Source organism: Xanthomonas sp. NCPPB 3959, from assembly GCF_056675575.1.
The window spans coordinates 97,450-114,449 of the sequence record NZ_JBWWVR010000008.1 but is presented as its reverse complement, the minus strand read 5'-3'; the positions used below and the strand labels follow the sequence as shown (position 1 = coordinate 114,449).

The following is a 17,000-nucleotide window of genomic DNA, read 5'->3' as shown; positions in this document are numbered from 1 at the left end:
AAGGCAAAGGACTTTAGAAATGGCTGAAAACTACGACGTCGTCGTCATCGGTGCCGGTCCGGCCGGTTATCACGCCGCCATCCGTGCGGCCCAGCTGGGCATGAAGGTCGCCTGCATCGACGCGGCACTCGGCAAGGACGGCAAGCCCGCCCTTGGCGGTACCTGCCTGCGCGTGGGCTGCATTCCGTCCAAGGCGCTGCTGGATTCCTCGCGCCAGTTCTGGAACATGGGCCATCTGTTCGGCGACCACGGCATCAGCTTCAACGACGCCAAGATGGACGTGCCCACCATGATCGGCCGCAAGGACAAGATCGTGAAGCAGTTCACCGGCGGCATCGCGATGCTGTTCAAGGCGAACAAGATCACCCCGTACTACGGCTTCGGCCAGCTGCTGCCGGGCAACATCGTCAAGGTCGCCCAGCACGAAGGCGGCGAGATCGAGCTCAAGGGCACCAACGTGATCCTGGCCCCGGGCTCGGAGTCGATCGAGCTGCCGTTCGCCAAGTTCGAAGGCGACACCATCGTCGACAACGTCGGCGGCCTGGACTTCACCGCCGTGCCCAAGCGCATGGCAGTGATCGGCGCCGGCGTGATCGGCCTGGAACTGGGCAGCGTGTGGAAGCGTCTGGGCGCCGAGGTCACGATCCTCGAAGCGCTGCCTGACTTCCTGGCCCTGGCCGATGCCGAAGTGGCAAAGACCGCACTGAAGGAATTCAAGAAGCAGGGCCTGGATATCAAGCTCGGCGCCAAGGTCAGCAAGACCGAAATCACCGGCAGCGGCGATGCCAAGCAGGTGGTGGTCAGCTACACCGACGGCGCTGGCGAACAGACCCTCACCGTGGACAAGTTGCTGGTGGCAGTGGGCCGCAAGGCTGCGACCAAGAACCTGCTGGCCGACGGTACTGGCGTCAAGCTCAACGAGCGTGGCCAGATCGAAGTGGACGCGCATTGCCACACCGGCGTCGATGGCGTGTGGGCGGTCGGCGACTGCGTGCGCGGCCCGATGCTGGCGCACAAGGGCTTCGAGGAAGGCATTTCGGTGGCCGAACTGATCGCCGGCCTGCCCGGTCACGTCAACTTCGACACCATTCCGTGGGTCATCTACACCGAGCCGGAGATTGCCTGGGTCGGCAAGACCGAGCAGCAGTTGAAGGCCGAGGGCGTCGCCTACAAGGCCGGCAGCTTCCCGTTCGCGGCGATCGGCCGTGCGGTGGCCATGGGCGAGCCGGCCGGCTTCGTCAAGGTGATCGCCGATGCCGAAACCGACCGCGTGCTGGGCATGCACCTGGTGGGCGTGGGCGTGTCCGAGCTGGTGCACGAAGGTGTGCTGACAATGGAGTTCAACGGCTCGGCCGACGATCTGGCCCGCATCTGCCATGCGCACCCGACGCTGTCCGAAGCGATCCACGATGCCGCAATGGCAGTGAGCAAGCGCGCGATTCATAAGGCGAACTGATCGGGAGTGGTGGATTCGGGATTGGGGATTCGCAACGGCGGCTCCCGGTCCCGACCCCTTCCGGCAATGACATGGCGCCGGGTGAAAACCCGGCGTTATGTTTTTCAAGCCTGGCAAGAACTTCAGACACATCAGCGCGGGCCTGTGCCGACAGCACCACGTGCAATCAGCGCAACGCCGCCCTCGCTTCAACCAATCCCCAATCAACTCCCGAATCCCATGAAATCCATCTGCGTCTACTGCGGTTCCAATGCCGGCAACAAACCCGCCTACGCCGAGCGCGCCACCGCGCTGGGTCAGCGCATCGCCGAGCAGGGCTTGCGCCTGGTCTATGGCGGCGGCAACGTGGGCCTGATGGGCACGGTGGCCAATGCGGTGCTGGCGGCGGGCGGCGAAGTCACCGGGGTGATTCCGCAGCAGTTGGCCGATTGGGAAGTGGCGCATCGCGGGCTGACCACGCTGGAAATCGTCGGCTCCATGCATGAGCGCAAGATGCGCATGTTCGAGCTGTCCGATGCCTTCGTCGCCCTGCCCGGCGGCTTCGGCACCATGGAAGAGATCTTCGAGATGCTGACCTGGCGCCAGCTTGGCATCGGCAACAAGCCCTGCGCGTTTCTGGATATCGAGGGCTTTTACGCACCGCTGATCGGCATGATCGATCGCATGGTCGAAGAGCGCTTCCTGCATCCGGACCAGCGCACCGACCTGTGGTACGGCAACGATCTGGCGCAGATGCTGGAGTGGATGCAGCACTACACGCCGGCGCAGGCATCCAAGTGGATCGACGAGAAGCGCCGCTCCACACTGGTGTAATCGACTGCTGTCCTTGACCGATGTGATCGGGCTGCACGAGGTGCGCCGTGCAACCGCATGTGCGCGCAAGCTGCCAGCTTGCAACCGTAGTCACACTGGCCGCAGCGATAGGCATCACCGGCTCGCATAGAATGGCGACGATGCTCGATACCCTTGCCGCTGACGCGCACCACAGCCTGGACATCAAGCACAGTCGCTTTCTGGCCAACGCTGCTGCATTGGATGCTCCTGCGCATGCGCTGGAGATCGTGCAGCGCGTGTCTGTTGCAGATGCCACCCACAACTGCTGGGCGTACCGGTTTGGGCAGGAGTACCGCTCCAGCGACGACGGCGAGCCTAGCGGCACTGCCGGGCGGCCGATCCTGGCCGCCATCGATGGTCAGGGCTTTGATCGCGTCGTGGTGGTGGTCACACGCTGGTACGGCGGCATCAAACTGGGCGCCGGTGGGCTGGTACGCGCCTACGGCGGCGCGGCGGCCGAATGCCTGCGGCTGGCGACACGACAGCCATTGATCGCGTTGTCGCTGCTCGAACTGCAGTGCCAGTTCGACGACCTGGGCCTGGTGCATGCCGCACTGAGTGCGTTCCATGCCGACAAGCTGGATGAACATTTCGACGCCAATGGCGCCGCGCTACGCGTGCAATTGCCTGCCGATCAACTGGCCGGCTTGAAAACCCGCCTGTGCGACGCCACTCGCAACCGTGTCCACCTCTTAACACCGGAAGCCGCATGAACCAGCCAGCCGCCAGGCCCAACCCATTGCGGAAGCTCGGCAGCCTGCGCACCTTGTGGCCGTTCGTACAACGCCAGCGCGGGTTGTTCGCCGCCTGGCTGATCGCGCTGGCAGTGTCTTCGGCCGCCACGCTGAGCCTACCGGCAGCGGTCAAGCAGATGATCGACCACGGTTTCTCCGGCGGTTCGCAGATCAATCAGGCCTTCGCGCTGTTGTTTGCGGTGGCGGTGGTGCTGGCATTGGCCACGGCCGCGCGCTTTTACTTCGTCGCGTTGCTAGGCGAAAAAGTCGTCGCCGATCTGCGCGGCCGGTTGTATGCGCATCTGATCGGGCTGGACGCGGGCTTTCATGATCGCAGCCGCAGCGGCGAGCTGGTCTCGCGCCTGTCGGCCGACAGCGAGCTGCTGCGTGGGGTGATCGGCACCACCATGTCGGTAGCCTTGCGCAGCTCGGTAACGGTGATCGGCAGCATGGTGATGCTGTTCGTCACCAGCCCGCGGCTGGCCGGGTTCACGCTGATCGGCATCCCGCTGGCGGTGCTGCCGATCGTGCTGGGCGCACGCCGCCTGCAGAAGATCTCGCGCGCGAGCCAGGACCGTGTGGCCGACGCCAACACGCTGGCCGCCGAAACGCTGGGCGCCGTGCGCACCGTGCAGGCGCATGCGCGCGAAGGCTACGAAAGCCACCGTTTCAGCCAGGCCTTGTTGGCGGCGATCGAAACCGCGCGGCTGCGCATCCGCACCCAGGCCACCGTGACTGCGGTGGCGATCATGCTGATCTTCGGGGCGATCGTCGGGGTGCTGTGGCTGGGTGCGCACGATGTGATCGGCGGGCGCATGACGCCCGGTACGCTGGGGCAATTCGTGTTGTACGCGTTGATCGGCGGTGGTTCGGTCGGCGCATTGGCCGAGGTCTGGAACGAGTTGCAGCGCGCGGCCGGCGGCATGGGCCGCGTTGGCGAATTGCTCGACGAGCAACCGGCCATCCTCGCACCGGCCACGCCGCAGCCATTGCCGCAGCCGCTGCGCGGCGCGATCCATTTCGATCAGGTGGTGTTTCATTATCCGCAGCGCCCCGATGCGCCTGCCCTGGATCACTTCGATCTGCATGTCCTTCCGGGCGAAACCGTGGCGCTGGTCGGGCCCTCCGGTGCCGGCAAGAGCACGGTGCTGTCGATGTTGCTGCGTTTCCACGACCCGGTCAGCGGCAAGCTGCGCATCGACGATGTGGATCTGCGCGACACCGATCCGGTGCTGCTGCGCGAACGCATTGCCTTGGTGCCGCAGCAACCCACGCTGTTTGCCGCAAGCGCTGCCGACAACATCCGTTATGGGCGCCTGGAAGCGAGCGATGCGCAAGTGGAAGCCGCTGCCGTTGCCGCCGAAGCCGATGTCTTCATCCGCGCCCTGCCGCAGGGCTATGCCAGCGAACTGGGCGAACGCGGCGCACGCCTGTCCGGCGGCCAGCAGCAGCGTGTGGCGATCGCGCGTGCATTGCTCAAGGACGCGCCGATCCTGCTGCTGGACGAGGCCACCAGCGCACTGGACGCGCAGAGCGAGCGTGCCGTGCAGCAAGCGCTGGACCGGTTGATGGAAGGCCGCACCACGCTGGTCATCGCCCATCGCCTGGCCACCGTGCTCAAGGCCGACCGCATCGTTGTGATGGATGCCGGCCGCATCGTTGCGCAGGGCACGCATGCGCAATTGATTGCCGAAGGCGGCCTGTATGCAGAGCTGGCGCGGCTACAGTTCATCGATCAGTGACGCCTGGATGCGCTGTTGCCTGAGTGACATGGCGGTACGTTTCGCTCACCGGCGCATTGCCGGTGGTGCGCTCCGAGCACTCCCGAAGTAACGCTGTGACGGTAACGAAGTGACGCATGCCCCGCCCTAGAACCACCATTCGCCAGCTCAGTTATTTCGTCGCGCTCGCCGACACCGGAAGCTTCACCCGCGCCGCCGAGCAGATGGGCGTGTCGCAACCCTCGCTGTCGCAGCAGATTCGCGCCTTCGAAACCATCATCGGTGCAGCGCTGTTCGAACGCGGCGTGCCGGCGATATTGACACCGCTGGGACGCGATCTGCTCGACCGCGCGCGCAGCATCCTGCTCGACATCACCGACCTGGAAGAAGTGCGCGCCACCTCGGCCGACACGCTGATCGGCACCATCCGGCTCGGCGTGTCGCCCACGCTCGGCGCGTATTTGATGCCTAGCCTGGTCGCGCGCCTGCACCGCGAGCACCCTGCGCTGCGCGTGCATGTGCGCGAAGGCTTGCCGACGGTGCTGGCCGCAGGCCTGGCCAGCGGTCTGCATGACGTGATCCTTGCGCAATTGCCGGTCGCCGGGCGCGGCCTGCATAGCGAGCGGCTGTTTCGCGAACCGCTGCACGTGACCATGGCCGCCGATCACCCGTTGCGTGCCAAAACCTTCATCACACCGGTCGATCTGCGCGGCGCCAATCTGCTGACCCTGATGCCGGAATACCGCCTGGCCGAACAGATTGCCGCGATTGCCATGGACGTCGGCGCCACCGTCCTGCGCGATTACGAAGGCACCAGCCTGGATGCGATCCGTCAGATGGCAGGGATGGGCATGGGTCTTGCACTATTGCCAGACCTGTATGTGCGCCAGGAAATCCGCGAGGGCGACGACGTCGTCGTTCGGCCGATCAAAGGCGGACGCTACTATAGGGAGATCGGGCTGTTGTGGCGGCAAGGCGCAGGACGCGCGCCGGCCTTCGGGTTGATCGCCGATCTGCTGCGTGCGGTGGCCGCATAGGAAAATCCTATGCGTCAAATAAGCGCTGCGGCCTTGTTCGTTACCTGCAACTCGTCAATGCTTCATTGAACTCATCAACGGAAATCGAATGGCGGGCAAGCAGATCGGATGGCGGGAAGCGGGAGCCTGGCTGGCGGAGATCGTCGGGCCGGACATGCCGTATGTGCGTCTGGCCATGGTGTATGGCGTGGCGATCAGCCTGCTGTCGCTGGCCACGCCGATCTCGGTGCAGTTGCTGATCAACAGCGTAGCCAACACCGCGCTGCCCGCGCCGCTGTGGACGCTGTCGAGCCTGCTACTGGGGCTGTTGCTGCTGGTGGCCGGCCTGAGCGCGATGCGGGTGTGGGTCATGGCGCTGTTCGAGCGCCGCCTGTTTGCGCGCGTGGTCTCGGAGATCACGGTGCGCGCGGTGCATGCGCAAAATCCGTTCTTCGCCGATCAGAACCGCGGCGACATGTTCAATCGTTACTTCGATCTGGTGGTGGTGCAGAAAGCCGTGCCCAGTCTGGCGATCGGCGCTTTCACCATCGTGCTGCAATCGGCGGTCGGGCTGATACTCACCAGTTTCTACCATCCGTTTTTCCTCGGCTTCAACGCATTGTTGCTGCTGGTCATCTTCGGCATCTGGATGATCTGGTCGCGCGGTTCGATCCGCACCGCGGTCGATCTGAGCCATGCCAAGCACGAGGCCGCACGCTGGCTGGAAAGTGTCGGCGGCTCGAACGGTTTCTATAAATCCAGCCGCCATCTCAATTTCGCGATGGACCGCTCCGAAGCCGTCACTGCAGCTTATGTCGACCGGCACCGGCGCCATTTCCGCTACAGCTTCACGCAGACGGTGGCGTTTTTGCTGGTCTACGCGGTAGCCAGCGCAGCGTTGCTGGCGCTGGGCGGCAACCTGATCCTGCGCGGCGAGCTGTCGATCGGCCAGCTGGTCGCGGCCGAACTGATCCTCAGCGCGGTCTTTTACGGCATCTCGCAACTCGGTGGTTATCTGGACGCGTTTTACGACCTGGTGGCGAGCTCGGAAGAGCTGTCGCTGCTGTTTGCAATCCCGCAGGAACGCGCCGTGGTTGCGCGCGGCAAAACGCCCGGCAACAGCGCGGTGCGCCTGGATGGCGTGGTGATCGACGGCGCACGTTTCGATTTTTCGCTGGCCGCTGGCGAGCAGCTGGTGACGATCGCCGATGGCGGTGCGGAGCGGCTGTTGGCGATGATCCTCAAGCGCCACGTGGTGCCCGATCGTGGGCTGGTGATGGTGGGCGGCGCAGACATGGCCACTTTCGACATGTATCTGCTGCGCTCGGAAGTGACGGTGCTCGACCGGCCGACCATTGTCGAGGTCACCATCCGCGAATATCTGGCGCTGGCGTCTGCCGATGTAACCTCCGAAGCGATGCTGGAAGCGATCGATGCGGTGGGGCTGCGCAGCCGCATCGCCGCACTTCCGCACGGTCTGGATACGCGCCTGGCCGCATCGGGCTACCCGTTGTGGATCGGCGAAGTGATGGCGTTGAAGCTGGCCAATGCGCTGCTGGTGCGCCCGCGCGTGCTGATGCTGGCGCAGTTGTACGATCTGATTCCCGCCGATCGGCTGACCGATGTCTTGCGTCGCCTGAAAGAGGCCGGCACCACGGTGCTGCTGTGCACCGGCAGGCCGGAAGACATCACCCTGGATGGCTGGTTCCACCTGCAACCCGAGCGGCAGCAGCGCTTCGCCACGCGCGCCGAATTGATCGCATCGACGCAGGAGGCGAACGATGCAGCACGCTCCTGATCGCAACACGCACTTCCCCACCCTGGCGGCGATGCGCCCACCCAGCATCGCCAAGGCGCTGGCATGGATGCTGCTGATCGGCATTGCCATTGCCAGCGCGATCCTGGCGCTGGCGCCGTGGGTGCAGACCGCCAGCGGCAAGGGCCAGGTGGTGGCGCTGGATCCGGGCGACCGCCAGCAACAGGTCACCGCCTTCGTGCCCGGCCGGGTCGAGCGTTGGTATGTGCACGACGGCCAGCATGTCTCGCGCGGCGATCCGATCGCGCGCGTCGGCGATCTGGATCCGGACCTGCTCACTCGCCTGGCCAGCGAACGTGCGCAGGTGCAGGCCGAAATCGCCGCGATCCAGCAATCGCGCGCGGTTGCCAGCATCGACGTGGCACGTAGCAGGCAATTGCTCGCCGAAGGGCTGGCCGGCCGCCGCGACTTCGAGCTGACCCAGATCAAGGTCGCCGAGGCCGACGCCAAGCTGGCCGAATCGCGTGCCAAGCTGACCCGCATCGATATCCAGTTGAATCGTCAGTCCGCGCAATTGGTGCGCGCACCGCGCGACGGCCGCGTGCAGCAGCTCAACGCCGCCAGCGGCAGCGCGATGGTCTCGCCCGGCACGGTGCTGGCGGTGATCGCGCCGGAGCGGGTGGAGCGCGCGGTCGAGCTGTACATCGACGGCCGCGACGTGCCGTTGATCCGCCCCGGCCGCCCGGTGCGGCTGGAGTTCGAAGGCTGGCCGGCGATCCAGTTCAGCGGCTGGCCGTCGGTGGCGCATGGCATGTTCGACGGCCGCGTGCGCGCGATCGACCCCAACGCCGCGCCCGATGGCTTGTTCCGCATCCTGGTCGAACCGCAGCCGGGCAAGCCGGCCTGGCCGGCGCGCGAGTTCGCCCGCCAGGGCGGCAAGGTGCGCGGCTGGGTGCAGGGCGAAACGGTGAAGGTCGGCTACGAATTGTGGCGCCAGCTCAACAACTTCCCGCTAGAATTCGGCCGGCGCCCGGCAGCGGCGACGCAGGATGAGGGCAAAGCCAAACAGGCAGCGTCCAAGGCCGAAGACGACGAGACCGGCAAAAAATGATCCGCCGTCTTGTCTTCTTGCTGATCGCGTTCGCGCCGGGCGCGGCGGCGGCCCAAACCACTGCGCTGACCCTGGACGAAGTGCTGCGGTCCTCGGCCCGATCTGCGCCGCAGATTGTCGAATCGCTGGCCAAGGTCCGTCAGGCCGAAGGCAAGGGCATCTCGGCCGATGGCGCGTTCGATACCGTGTTCGATATCGACGGCCGTTCGCGCGAGGCTGGCTATTACGACGGCAGCGCGATCGAAAGCACGGTCAAGCGGCCGTTCGATAACAACGGCGGCTATTACTACGGCGGTTACCGCTCTTCGCGTGGTTCGTTCCCGGTCTACGAAGACAAGTCATACACCGACCGCGGCGGCGAAGTGAAAGTGGGCGCGCTGTATGCGCTGCTGCGCGATCGCGTGGTCGACGAGCGCCGCACCAAGCGCAGCGTTGCCAGCGCCGACATCAATGTCGCCCAGTACGAAGCCGAAATGGTGGCCATTGGCGTGCAGCGACGCGCGGTGGACGCGTACCAGAGCTGGGTCGCTGCGGGCCTGAAACTGCGCGCGTACAACGACCTGCTGCAACTGGCCGAGCAACGCCGCAACGCGATTTCGCGGCAGGTGACGCTGGGCGCGCGGCCGACCATCCTGCTGACCGAAAACGACCAGAACCTGGTACGCCGACGTGCGCTGGTGGTGCGTTCGGAGCAGGACTTCGCCAATGCGGCCAATGCCTTGTCGCTGTATCTGCGCGACGACACCGGCATGCCACTGATCGTCTCCAGCGAGCGCCTGCCGGCCGATACCTCCGCACTGGAAGGCCTGGCCGGCGCCAGCAAGATCACCGCACCGGTGGAGCGCCCAGATTACCGCGCCGTGCTGACCCGCATCGACCAGGCCACCGCGCGGCTGATGCTGGCGCAGAACGACCTGAAACCGCGCCTGGATGTGAGCCTGGAAGTCAGCAAGGATCTGGGCGAACCCGGTGTGGGTGGCCCGAACCGCTCGCCCACCGATGCCATCATCGGCTTCCGTTTCAGCGTGCCGTTGGAAAACCGTGCCGCCAAGGGCCGCGTTGCCGAAGCGCGCGCCGAGATCGAAGCGCTGGATCAACGCAGCCGTTACCTGCGCGACCAGATCTCGGTGGAGGTCGAGTCGGTGGTCATCTCGCTCAACGCCGCCGAGCGCCTGGCCAAGATCGCCGACGAAGAACGCAGCCTGGCCGACCGTCTCGCTGCCGCCGAGCGGCGCCGCTTCGAGTTGGGATCGGGCGACTTCTTCCTGGTCAATCAGCGCGAAGAAACCGCCAACGACGCACGCGTGCGTTTGATCGATGCACAGGCGCGGATTGCCTCGGCCCGCGCGGAGCTGGCAGCGGCCACGGCTGATCGGGATGCATTGCAGCTGAGTCGTTGAGCCGGCGTCGTTCGAACTTTTCCGCATCGCGCAATGACGCCCGGGTAACACGTGCCTGCGCATGCTCGCCTCCACCGGCCCGGCGCCGGTCGTGCGGTCCCTGGCGGTTCGCACTGCGACCTTGGAATCTTTCGGAGGTGCGTATGTCTTTTCGGCAATTTCCCGCAGTCGGTGCAGATGGCGAGTCTTACGTCATCATCGAATTCCGCGACGAGCTCGAATCCCCCGACGCGCAGCAATCCCGCACGAACGCGCACGCTGCGCCACGTTACGAACTTCCCGATGGCCGCCACCTGCAACGGCAAGGCCAACGCTTCGTCACCCAGGGTGGCGAGTTGCGGCTTTCGACGTCCTGAGATGGCACTGGTCATTTTTTGACCACCCAAGCCGCAGCCGTTGCAGCGCAATGGCTGCGCGCAGTTATCCACATGCTTGTGCAGATTTCATCCACACCCTGTGTGGATGAAATGTATGTTGTGGGTGCGCGGCATTGCGCCAAGCGCCAATCAACCAAGCGACAATCACTCGCGACGTCGACTCCTCGCCTACGGCTGCAGTCAAACAGCACGTAGTTGCTGCTGACACATCTGCAGCCTGCTACCACATCGACACCGGCCAACCACCGCACGCCTACCCTGCACTACCGCTACCCCACACTACCCAACGCGATCGGAGCGCTCCAGCACACGCCCGATCCCGCTGCGATCGATCTCGCTGGCAGCGTGCGCCAACGCCGCACGATCGCTGTTCGGCTCGAAGCCGATCCGGAAATGCAGCTCGCCCACCGGCGTGCGCGAGGAGTGGATCGACGACAGATTCACCCCATGCTGCTCGAACACGTGCAGCAGTGCGCGCAGCGAACCGGGTTGATCTTCCGGCAGATAAACGCTCAAGGTCAGCGGCTCGGTGAGATCGGCCAACAGATAACCCACGCGCTCATAGGTGTAGTTGCCCGCTGCAAGCGACGCGCTTTGCAGTGCCTGTGCGTTGTCGTCCAGAAATCGACTGCGAAATTGCATACGCGCGGCGTCGTCGCCTTGCGCGACCAGGGTGCGCAATTCCTGTAGTTGCAGCAGCAGGCGATCGAGCATCTCGCCCACGTACGGATTACCGAACTGGATGTCTTCGTAGATCGACGGATTGAGCGAGAGAATGCGCGCGATCACTGCAGTATCCAGCTCGAACGAGGCCGAGCGATACGGCATCAGCGCGCGCAGTTCGCCGAGCAGCGGCGCGTAGTCGCGCAAGGTGCCGGCCTGCGCCAGATGGGTGGCGTGCACCATTGCCTGCACCAGGGCCATCACACGGTCATGGTGCTCGGGGCTGGCGTACACGCACTCGGCCTGCAGCGCGCTATAGAGCGTCTGCACCCACGTAGACCAACGCTGCAAACGCGCCTCGCAAACCACCATCACCCGCCCCTTCAAGGTCGGCGACTTGGGCGGTGCGGTCATCGGATGCAGGCCGACGACCTCAGCCTGCGAGGCCAGCATGGCGGCCACCGGCGCCTGCTTGATCGAGGTGACATCCATCCACAGCTGCAACGTCGCGCGGCGCCCAGCGAGTTCGACATAGCGCTCGATCAACGCAGCGGTATGGCGAATCGGCGCGGAAAAAATCAGCACATCCGCACGCTGTGCCAGGGTAGCCTCGTCCATGCCGCCGACCTCGGCCGGATCGAAGCCGATCACCTCCAGCTGCATGCGCGTGCGCAGAAACTGCGCCAGCCAGCGACCGTAAGCGCCGGCGATGCCGACAATGCCGATCACCGGCTGCGCGATCATGCCAAGCGCTCGACGGCAAAGCGCGGTGCACCCGCCAGCGCGGCCGGAGCGGCGGCCAACACATCGAACTCCTCAAAGCCTGCAGCCAGTGTCGCTTCCAATGCGCTATGCACACCGCTGAGCGCATGCCCCACTGCCTGCTCGAACGGCACATCGCGCAACAGGAAACCGATCAGCAACGCCATCAGCACATCGCCGGTGCCGGCCACATCCACCGGCAAATGCGGTGTGGCCCAGCGATACACCGCCGCATTGCTGACCGCCAACGTCACCAGCTCGCCGGCCGCGCCGGCCACGCTGTGCGCAAGCACCCATTGCGGGCCGCGTGCCAGCAATGCACGCGCGGCGACGATGGCATCGTCCTGTTCCAGACTCGGCAAACCGGTCAATCGCCCAAGCTCGAAGGCATTCGGCGTCACCAGCCAGGCATGCGGCAATAGCCGCTCGGCGAATACGCGTTCCAGTCCGGGTTCGACATACGGGCCGGTGTGCGTGTCGCCGATGACCGGATCCAGGCAATAACGCAGCTGCGGCGCCTGCGGCAAGGTCTGCTCCAGCCAGTCGGCAAAGACTTCGCCATTGGCCAGACTGCCGAAATAGCCCGATACCAGGATGCGCGCGCGTTGCGGCAGCCCACGTTCGCTCGCACCCAGCAACAGATCGGCCAGCCAATCGGCCGGCAGAATGCGCCCGCGCAAGGTGGCGTAAAACGGCGCATTGCTCAGCAGCGTGGTGGGCACTTCCGCCACCCGTAGCCCGAGCGCGCGCAACGGCGGCACTGCCGCGCTGTTGCCGGCATGCCCATAGACCAGTTGCGATTGCACCGAGATCACATCGATCGGCGAAGGACCATCCGGGCGCTGGCGGCGACCGTGGACGAGGTGGCTGTCGGGGGCATTGTTCATCGCCGCATTTTACGCCAGCGCCACCGCGCGCCCAGCGTCGATCGATGCGACCGTCGTCCGCTCGCCACTGCGCGCACCGCCGCCAGATCGGTCTGTGCGCTGGCAGCAGTCGCTATCGCCCTTACCTCTGTGGGCTCCCGCCGCACAAACGTAAATGCCGGCCCCTAGGGCCGGCATTCATAGGGAGAACCTCGCTCAGCCGTGCAGGTCTCCGGGCATTCGGAAGCGGGCATCCGCTCCCACGAATCCCGAATCGCCACACTGGCGCACTACCCCGGCAGGCCGGGCCACACCGCCCTTACGATTCCCCAATCCCGACTCCCGACTCCCGGCCTCAGGACGTCATCCGATCCCAGAACCCCTTGACGCCATCGATGAACGTGGCCGACTTGGGCGAATGCTTGCGTGCATCCTCACCGGTAAAGGTGGACTCGAACTGCTGCAGCAACTCGCGCTGATCGGCGGTCAGATTGACCGGCGTTTCGACCACCACGCGGCAGTACAGATCGCCTTCGGTGCGACTACGCACCGAACGCACGCCCTTGCCGCGCAGACGGAACAGCTTACCGGTCTGGGTCTCGGCCGGAATACGGATTTCTGCCTCGCCCCCCAGCGTTGCCACACGCACGGTGTCGCCGAGCGCCGCCTGCGAAATGCGGATCGGCACTTCGCAATGCAGGTCGTCGCCATCGCGCTGGAAGATCGCATGCTCGCGCACGCGCACTTCCACATACAGATCGCCCGGCGGTGTACCGGCGGGGCCGGCTTCGCCCTCGCCTGCCAGACGGATGCGGTCGCCGGTATCCACACCGGCAGGCACCTTGATCGACAGCACCTTGTCTTCTTCCACACGGCCGGCGCCGTGGCAGACCTTGCACGGATTCTGGATCAGCGTGCCACGCCCATCGCAATGCGGGCAGCTCTGCTGCATTGCAAAGATGCCGCGCTGGATGCGCACCTGGCCACGTCCGTGACAGGTACCGCACACCTCCACCTTGCCGTCTTCCGACCCGCTGCCGTGGCAGGGATCGCATTCGATCAGGGTTGGAATCTCGATGCGTCGCTCGATGCCGGCGACGGCTTCTTCCAGATCCAGTTCCAGCACGTAACCGACGTCGGCGCCACGTCGCGCAGCGCGCGGACCAGCGGCGCCACCGCCGAAAATATTGCCGAAGATATCGCCAAAGATATCTCCCATGTCCGGGCCACCCGGCCCACCGCCACCACCGCCCATGCCGTGCTCGAACGCAGCGTGGCCATGCGCATCGTAGGCGCGGCGCTTGTTGCCGTCCGACAACACTTCGTAGGCTTCCTTGCAGTCCTTGAAGGTCGCCTCGGCCGCGGCATCGCCAGGATTACGGTCCGGGTGATACTTCATCGCACAGCGCCGATACGCCTTCTTCAGCTCCTCGTCGCTGGCGCCACGGGCAACGCCCAGCACTTCGTAGTAATCGCGTTTGCTCATGACAGGGAATCGGGAATCGGGAGACGGGAATCGTTCAAAGCGCACATCCTCAGTAAATCGCAATCGAAAGTGGAAGGGTCAGACAACGGGAAGGAGCGATGCCGTAGCACCGCTCCTCCCATTCTCGATTCCCTATTCCCCACTCACGCCTTCTTGTCGTCCTTGACCTCGGTGAACTCGGCGTCCACCACGTCATCGGCCGCCTTGGACGCCTGCGCATTGCCGCTGGCTGCATCGGCGTTGCCGCCCTGCTCTGCCGCGGCGGCTGCCGCGTACAGCGACTGGCCAGCTTCTTCCAAGGTCTTGCTGCGCGCTTCGATCTGCGCCTTGTCGTCGCCCTTCATGGCCTTTTCCAGATCCGACAGCGCCGCTTCCACCTTGCCGATCACATCGCCGCCAACCTTGCTGCCATGCTCGGTGATCGCGGTGCGGGTGGCGTGGATCAGGCCATCGGCCTGGTTGCGGGTCTGCACCAGCTCCTGGAACTTCTTGTCTTCTTCGCGGTTGGCTTCCGCGTCGGCGACCATGCGCTGGATCTCTTCGTCCGACAGGCCCGAACCGGCCTTGATCTCGACCTTCTGTTCCTTGTTGGTCTTCTTGTCCTTGGCCGACACGTGCAGGATGCCGTTGGCGTCGATGTCGAAGGACACCTCCACCTGCGGCATGCCGCGCGGCGCCGGCTCGATGCCGGACAGGTCGAACTTGGCCAGCGACTTGTTGAAGCGGGCCTGCTCGCGCTCACCCTGCAACACGTGCACGGTCACGGCCGACTGGTTGTCTTCGGCGGTGGAGAAGGTCTGCGAGGCCTTGGTCGGGATGGTGGTGTTCTTTTCGATGATCTTGGTGAACACGCCGCCCATGGTTTCAATACCCAGCGACAGCGGGGTCACGTCCAGCAGCAGTACGTCCTTGACGTCGCCGGCCAGCACGCCGCCCTGGATCGCAGCGCCCACGGCCACGGCTTCGTCCGGGTTGACGTCCTTGCGCGGTTCCTTGCCGAAGAAATCGGCAACCGCCTGCTGCACCTTCGGCATACGGGTCTGACCGCCGACCAGGATCACCTCATTGACGTCGCTGGCACGCAGGCCGGCGTCGTTCAACGCGGTGCGGCACGGCTCGATCGACTTCTTGACCAGGTCTTCCACCAGCGCTTCGAGCTTGGCACGGGTCAACTTGATGTTGAGGTGCTTCGGGCCCGAGGCATCGGCGGTGACGTATGGCAGGTTCACTTCGGTCTGCTGGCTGGTCGACAGCTCGATCTTGGCGCGCTCTGCGGCATCTTTCAGGCGCTGCAGCGCCAACGGATCCTTACGCAGATCGATGCCCTGATCCTTGTTGAATTCGTCGACCAGATACTCGATGACGCGGTTGTCGAAGTCTTCGCCGCCGAGGAAGGTGTCGCCATTGGTGGCCAGCACTTCGAACTGCTTTTCGCCATCGACTTCGGCGATTTCGATGATCGACACGTCGAAGGTGCCGCCGCCCAGGTCGTACACGGCAATCTTGCGGTCGCCGCCGTTCTTGTCCAGGCCATAGGCCAGGGCTGCAGCGGTCGGCTCGTTGATGATGCGCTTGACGTCCAGACCGGCGATGCGGCCGGCGTCCTTGGTGGCCTGACGCTGGCTGTCGTTGAAGTACGCCGGCACCGTGATCACGGCCTCGGTGACCTTCTCGCCCAGGAAATCCTCGGCGGTCTTCTTCATCTTTTCCAGCACGCGCGCAGAGATTTCCTGCGGCGCCATACGCTTGCCATCGCTGGTCTGCACCCAGGCATCGCCATTGTCGTGGGCGAGGATGCCGTACGGCACGTGCGAGATGTCCTTCTGCACTTCGGCGTCGGTGAACTTGCGGCCGATCAGGCGCTTCACCGCGTAGAAGGTGTTCTTCGGGTTGGTGACCGCCTGGCGCTTGGCCGAGGCACCGACCAGCACTTCGCCGTCCTTGGTGTAGGCGACGATCGAAGGCGTGGTGCGATCGCCCTCGGAATTTTCGATGACGCGGGCCTTGCCGCCGTCCATGATCGACACGCACGAGTTCGTGGTGCCGAGGTCAATACCAATGATCTTGCCCATGGATACGCTCCTGATGATTCTGTAGCTGTTTCCGGCGACGCCGGGTCTGGCTGAGATGTGGGGGTGGTGCGCAGGTGTTCAAGCCACCTGTACGAATCTGCGTTCCGCGTCCGCGCCGGCCAGTTCAGCCGGCAGCAGCCTTCAGTCGTGCTTGGCCACGACCACCAGGGCCGGGCGCAGCAGGCGATCGTTGAGCAGATAGCCTTTCTGGAACACCTGCACCACGTGGCCCGGTGCGATGCCCTCGGCCTCGCCCTGGCTGATCGCCTGGTGCTGGTCCGGGTTGAACGGCTGGCCGACCGGATCTAGCAGGGTCAAACCATTGTCCGCAGCGACCTTGAGCAACTGCTTGTAGGTCATGTCCAGACCGTCGCGCAGCGGGCTGGGCTGGCTGCCGGCGGCGGTCAGGCCCGCATCCAGGCTGTCGAACACCGGCAGCAGCTCGCCCAGCAGCTTCTCGTTGGCGAACTTGCGTGCATTGTCGACATCGCGGGCGATGCGCTTGCGCTGGTTTTCCAGATCGGCGCGCTCGCGCAGGGCGTCGGCCTTGACCAGCGCGATCTCGCTGCGCAGCGATTCGATCTCGGCCTTGAGCGGATCGGTCTCGGGTGGGTTCTGGGACAGGTCTTCGGAGTCGAATTCGGAGTGGTCTTGGTTCATGTGCACAGTTCCCGGGCCGGCGGAACGCCCGCCCCAACGTCACCCCGTATGTGGGCGCCTGCGCGCGTTTCAAGCAAAACGATTGC

The 17,000-nt window shown here is 64.9% G+C and carries 14 protein-coding genes; 9 read left to right on the top strand and 5 right to left on the bottom strand.

All coding sequences use genetic code 11. The features are described from left to right. Positions 1-19: 19 nt before the first annotated feature. From lpdA to AC1KVG_RS11125, 9 genes are all read left to right on the top strand, one after another. Complete coding sequence (gene lpdA, locus AC1KVG_RS11165) at positions 20-1,456, top strand: dihydrolipoyl dehydrogenase (RefSeq protein WP_481094446.1); 1,437 nt, start codon at positions 20-22, stop codon at positions 1,454-1,456. Positions 1,457-1,675: 219 nt separating this feature from the next. Then, positions 1,676-2,269: an LOG family protein gene (locus AC1KVG_RS11160; protein WP_006449471.1), complete on the top strand. Its 594-nt coding sequence runs from the start codon at positions 1,676-1,678 to the stop codon at positions 2,267-2,269. Positions 2,270-2,400: 131 nt separating this feature from the next. Beyond that, on the top strand, positions 2,401-3,003 hold the full coding sequence (locus tag AC1KVG_RS11155) for an IMPACT family protein (RefSeq protein ID WP_481094445.1): 603 nt from the start codon (positions 2,401-2,403) through the stop codon (positions 3,001-3,003). Beyond that, positions 3,000-4,766, top strand: coding sequence for an ABC transporter transmembrane domain-containing protein (locus AC1KVG_RS11150; RefSeq protein ID WP_481094444.1), 1,767 nt, complete (start codon positions 3,000-3,002; stop codon positions 4,764-4,766). Before AC1KVG_RS11155 ends, AC1KVG_RS11150 begins: the two co-directional genes overlap by 4 nt. Before the next feature lie 116 nt (positions 4,767-4,882). Further along, positions 4,883-5,782 (top strand): hydrogen peroxide-inducible genes activator, encoded by a 900-nt coding sequence (locus tag AC1KVG_RS11145; protein ID WP_481094443.1) that lies wholly within the window; start codon positions 4,883-4,885, stop codon positions 5,780-5,782. 88 nt (positions 5,783-5,870) lie between these two features. After that, positions 5,871-7,559, top strand: coding sequence for an ATP-binding cassette domain-containing protein (locus tag AC1KVG_RS11140; RefSeq protein ID WP_006449467.1), 1,689 nt, complete (start codon positions 5,871-5,873; stop codon positions 7,557-7,559). Beyond that, positions 7,543-8,628 (top strand): efflux RND transporter periplasmic adaptor subunit, encoded by a 1,086-nt coding sequence (locus AC1KVG_RS11135; RefSeq protein WP_481094442.1) that lies wholly within the window; start codon positions 7,543-7,545, stop codon positions 8,626-8,628. Before AC1KVG_RS11140 ends, AC1KVG_RS11135 begins: the two co-directional genes overlap by 17 nt. Continuing rightward, a complete protein-coding gene (locus AC1KVG_RS11130) occupies positions 8,625-10,028 on the top strand; it encodes a TolC family protein (protein ID WP_481094441.1) in 1,404 nt (467 codons plus the stop codon). Before AC1KVG_RS11135 ends, AC1KVG_RS11130 begins: the two co-directional genes overlap by 4 nt. A 143-nt stretch (positions 10,029-10,171) precedes the next feature. Then, entirely contained in the window at positions 10,172-10,384 is a 213-nt protein-coding gene (locus tag AC1KVG_RS11125; protein ID WP_481094440.1) for a hypothetical protein, read from the top strand. A gap of 300 nt (positions 10,385-10,684) precedes the next feature. Here the strand turns inward: AC1KVG_RS11125 and AC1KVG_RS11120 are convergent, their stop codons facing one another. From AC1KVG_RS11120 to grpE, 5 genes are all read right to left on the bottom strand, one after another. Continuing rightward, positions 10,685-11,812, bottom strand: a complete 1,128-nt coding sequence (locus tag AC1KVG_RS11120; protein WP_481094439.1) for a prephenate dehydrogenase — start codon at positions 11,810-11,812, stop codon at positions 10,685-10,687. After that, a complete protein-coding gene (gene pdxY / locus AC1KVG_RS11115) occupies positions 11,809-12,717 on the bottom strand; it encodes a pyridoxal kinase (RefSeq protein ID WP_481094438.1) in 909 nt (302 codons plus the stop codon). The genes AC1KVG_RS11120 and pdxY overlap by 4 nt, the downstream gene beginning before the upstream one ends. Positions 12,718-13,051: 334 nt before the next feature. Further along, positions 13,052-14,182, bottom strand: a complete 1,131-nt coding sequence (gene dnaJ, locus AC1KVG_RS11110; RefSeq protein ID WP_481094437.1) for a molecular chaperone DnaJ — start codon at positions 14,180-14,182, stop codon at positions 13,052-13,054. A 143-nt stretch (positions 14,183-14,325) separates the two neighbouring features. Then, on the bottom strand, positions 14,326-16,254 hold the full coding sequence (gene dnaK, locus AC1KVG_RS11105; protein WP_481094436.1) for a molecular chaperone DnaK: 1,929 nt from the start codon (positions 16,252-16,254) through the stop codon (positions 14,326-14,328). Positions 16,255-16,395: 141 nt separating this feature from the next. Further along, entirely contained in the window at positions 16,396-16,914 is a 519-nt protein-coding gene (gene grpE, locus AC1KVG_RS11100; protein WP_023903539.1) for a nucleotide exchange factor GrpE, read from the bottom strand. Positions 16,915-17,000: the final 86 nt, after the last annotated feature.